General features: G+C 49.8%; 5 protein-coding genes. 4 read left to right on the top strand and 1 reads right to left on the bottom strand.

Going from position 1 to position 3,962, the window contains the following annotated elements; translation table 11 throughout:
- Nucleotides 1–82: 82 nt before the first annotated feature.
- Nucleotides 83–631 (bottom strand): ankyrin repeat domain-containing protein, encoded by a 549-nt coding sequence (locus QM529_07550; protein ID MDI9314510.1) that lies wholly within the window; start codon nucleotides 629–631, stop codon nucleotides 83–85.
- A 111-nt stretch (nucleotides 632–742) separates the two neighbouring features.
- Between QM529_07550 and QM529_07545 the strand changes: the two genes are divergently transcribed.
- The 4 genes from QM529_07545 to smpB all read left to right on the top strand — a co-directional run bounded on the left by QM529_07545 (nucleotide 743) and on the right by smpB (nucleotide 3,937).
- Nucleotides 743–1,522, top strand: a complete 780-nt coding sequence (locus tag QM529_07545) for a hypothetical protein (protein MDI9314509.1) — start codon at nucleotides 743–745, stop codon at nucleotides 1,520–1,522.
- A gap of 75 nt (nucleotides 1,523–1,597) precedes the next feature.
- Nucleotides 1,598–2,356 carry a LysE family transporter gene (locus tag QM529_07540; GenBank protein MDI9314508.1) on the top strand — a complete coding sequence of 253 codons (759 nt, stop codon included), beginning with the start codon at nucleotides 1,598–1,600 and terminating at the stop codon, nucleotides 2,354–2,356.
- A gap of 72 nt (nucleotides 2,357–2,428) precedes the next feature.
- Nucleotides 2,429–3,343, top strand: coding sequence for a 4-hydroxy-tetrahydrodipicolinate synthase (gene dapA, locus QM529_07535; protein MDI9314507.1), 915 nt, complete (start codon nucleotides 2,429–2,431; stop codon nucleotides 3,341–3,343).
- Nucleotides 3,344–3,451: 108 nt separating this feature from the next.
- Nucleotides 3,452–3,937: an SsrA-binding protein SmpB gene (smpB, locus tag QM529_07530; protein MDI9314506.1), complete on the top strand. Its 486-nt coding sequence runs from the start codon at nucleotides 3,452–3,454 to the stop codon at nucleotides 3,935–3,937.
- Nucleotides 3,938–3,962 lie beyond the last annotated feature (25 nt).

The raw sequence follows: 3,962 nt of genomic DNA, 5'->3' as shown, positions 1-3,962 counted from the left end.
GAATGACGGACGGTGGGGTGTTAAAAAAACGGCGGAGAACAAAGCGATGCCACAAAGCCTCGTCCCCGGTCTTCATCAATAGTTACGGCGCGCCGGCGTCATGAAGCAATTTGATAACCGCGCGATGGCTGAAGACCGATGCCGCGGCCACGGCCCCGTAACCCTGGTTGTTTTTTGCCTTCACATTGGCGCCGGCCTTTATCAACATGGTTACGGTGTCAACATCGCCCTGCCATGCCGCGGCCATTATCGGCGTGTTGCCCTTGTTATCGGCTTGGTTGACATGTGCACCGGCATTGACCAAGGCCTGGGCGCAATAAAAATTCTGGTAATAGGCCGCCTTGAGCAAGGCCGTTTCGCCCTTTTTATCCCGCACATTCACATTGACATGTTTTTTTATCAGGGCGCGCACCATGTCGGTGTCGCCCTCTTTGGCGGCATCCAACAATGCTTGCTCGGCCTTGGTCGGGTTATTGGTAATCGGCTTTGCCGTGGTCCCGGCCGTAACATTTCCCGCGGTATTGGCCTGCGCCTTATCTTGAGCTATCGCCTGATGCCATGCTTGATTGCGCGCCGGCGCGATGACCGCCAAAAAATAAAATAATAAAACGCCCCACCTCTTGCCTGTCATTATCCCTCTCCCTTATTCCTCTTGGTTAATATAACCGATTGATTTATAGCCTAGCAAGCAATTATTTTATTATATTAAGCCAACATTCAGCCGATAAAACCTTAAGGATTTATGAAAAAAAAATACATTATCGACCGCAATAACCCGTCGGCAACCTATCTGAAATTTTTTGGCCGGCGGGTGGGGAAAAAATTAACCACCCGGCAAATCAACCTATGGCGCGATTTGCTACCCCATTATCAACTAACCTTGGCCGATGTAAAAGATAAAGGTTTTTGGCAGGCGCATAACCATTGGTGGTTGGAAATCGGCTTTGGCGGCGGCGAAAACCTCTATCATTGGGCAAGTAAGGGGGCAAGCAATGAGGCAAATAAGGGGGCTAACACCCAACCCGACATTGGCTTTATCGGTGCCGAACCATTCCAACATAGCGCGGTGAAATTATTGGCAAAAATTGCCGACGCTGGCCACAACCAACATAATCTATTACCCAACCTAAAAATTTACCCTGACGATGTTCACCATATTTTACCCGCCATGCCCGATGGTTGTTTGGATAAAATTATTATTCTTTACCCCGACCCCTGGCCAAAAAACCGCCATCGGTTACGCCGCATGCTGTCGCCCTTTACCCTGCCAATTTTTTATCGTTTGTTAAAACCGCACGGCCAAATAATTTTTGCCACCGACCAACCGATATTGTTGCAATCCACCATGGTGTGTTTTCAACAGGATAAAAAATTCCGCTGGTGCAACAACACCCCCGACCAATGGTCAAGCCGCCCCGATTTTATCTTACCATCGCGCTACGAAACAAAATCGCAAGCCCTGGCCGCGACCCATAAAAAATTTGGCCTGACCCCGACCTATTTAATTTACGAAAAAATATAATTGTCTGCGCCTGCCCGTGCTTTGGCGCGTGATATATTTAATAATATGGTGCGTGTATAATAAGAATAAAAAAATATGTTGGGGGTAGGTTTTAACACCTGGCTCGCCCTCGCATCCTACATGCTGGCGATGTTTATAACGCCCGGCCCGAATAATATGATAATGATGAGCTCAGCGGCGAATGTTGGCTTCGTGCGCTCCCTGCCGGCCATCTTGGGGGTGGCGTTGGGTATTCCCTTTTTGTTGCTGGTGGTTGGCTTGGGGCTGGCCCAGGCCTTCACCAAATTCCCCTTGTTTTACACCATGCTCAAATGGGCTGGGGTTATTTACCTGCTGGTCTTTGCCTATCAATTGGCGACATCCGAACCACGACGGTCTCTAAACCCGGCAATTGAAGGCAAGGGCGGCGCGGCAAAGCAAAAAACCACCTTGGCAAAAAAATCACTGCTGTCTCGTCCGTCATTATCCCCGCTCAACCATTTACCGCGCCATGGTTTATTTTATACCGCCCGTCAATATTTTCACCATCACCTGCATCATGTTTTTAATCCAGTGGGTTTCTTTTCGGTGGCGGCATTTCAATGGATGAACCCCAAAACCCTCATCATGGTTGTTAATTGCTTCAGCACGTACCTGCCGGCCAATTACGGCCTGCGCATCCTCGGCGGTGCGCTTGGCATCAGTTTTATTCTCAGCCTTTTTACCTGCAGTTTATGGGCCTTGCTCGGCCTCGGCCTTGCCGAATTTTTGCAACAGGGCAATCGCCAACGTCATTTCAACATCACCATGGCGATTGTTTTGTTATTGTCGATGGTGCCGGCGTTGTTAAAATAAGCGCGTGGCATAACACCCTGCTGGTATTATGACAAAATTATTGCTATAAAACCTGCAAGCATATTTTATTCCATGACCAAATTCCAAGCAAAAGATTACCAAAAAGTTTTCCGCGGGTCGATGCCGGCCCTTATCACGCCATTTGCCAGTAATGGTTCGGTCGATGAAAAATTATTCACCGATTTTGTCGAATGGCAAATTCAATCGGGCAGTCGCGCCCTGGTGCCGGTCGGCACCACCGGCGAAAGCCCGACCCTGAGCCACGATGAACATATTCGCGTCGTCGAGCTTTGCGTCAAACAAACCGCGGGGCGCGTGCCGGTTATCGCCGGCGCGGGCAGCAATTCCACGCGCGAGGCTATCGACCTTGCCACCCGTGCCGAAGCCGCTGGCGCCGACGCCCTGTTGGTGGTGGCACCCTATTACAACAAGCCATCACCCGCCGGTCAATTGTTGCATTTTACCGGCGTCGCCAAATCGGTGCAGATTCCTATTTTTCTTTATAACATTCCGGGTCGGTCGGTGATTGATATCATGCCCGAAACAATAAAAAAAATTCACGACCAGTCACCGAACATTATCGGTGTCAAGGATGCGACCAACAATTTGCCGCGCACCATGGACCAACGCCTCACCCTCGGCGACGATTTTATTTTGTTGTCGGGGGAGGATGCCTCCCTCGCCGGTTTTTTGGCGATGGGCGGGGTTGGCTGTATTTCGGTGGTGGCAAATGTCGCACCAGCATTATGCCAAGAAATGATAACCAGTTTTGAAAATGCCGACCTGAAAAATTTTGCGCGCGTTCGCGACTTGCTGTTCCCATTAAGCAAGGCGTTGTTTTGCGAAAATTCCCCCGCGCCAACCAAATACGCCCTGTCGCTGATGGGGAAATCGACTACCTTTGTTCGTGAGCCGCTGGCCGAATGTTCCGCCGATGGTAAAAAAACCATCGAGGCCGCGATGCGCCACGCCGGCATAGAATTCTAATCGGCCTATAAGGATGTGGGGCGACGCCGGTTGGCATAATGTTATGTTCGACCAGTATAATAATTTAATAATATAATATAAGGCTGATAATCAACATAATATATAAACATGAGTAAAAAATCCACCAAACCGCAACGTTACATCAGCCACGGCCGTGTCGCCGAAAATCGCCGCGCGCGGTTCGATTACCAAATAATTTCTGACCTAACGGCCGGCATTGTGCTGAAGGGGTCAGAGGTCAAGGCATTACGCCTTGGCCGCTGCAACCTGTCGGATAGTTACGCCGGTTTAAAAGATGGCGAAATTTATTTGTTCAACGCCAGCATCGGTGATTTTTCCAACGCGCGGCAAAAGCACGAAGAAAAAGCGCACCGCAAATTGCTCCTGACCAAGCAGGAGCAAAAACGCCTGATTGGCGCGGTGAAGCGCGACGGGTTGACGCTGATTCCGCTCGAGGTTTTTTTTGGCAACCGCGGTTACGCAAAGGTGAAATTGGCATTGGCCAAGGGCAAAACCCAGGTCGACAAACGCGAAACCATCAAATCGCGCGAATGGAAAAGGCAACAGGGCCGCGCGGTGCGACATAAGGTTTAAATCAACTCATTTGCTTAAAAATTAA

The sequence above is a fragment of the Hydrotalea sp. genome (assembly GCA_030054115.1).
Classification (GTDB): Bacteria; Pseudomonadota; Alphaproteobacteria; order JASGCL01; family JASGCL01; genus JASGCL01.
The sequence above is the reverse complement of the archived record's forward strand: the minus strand, read 5'-3'. Positions and strand labels throughout refer to the sequence as shown.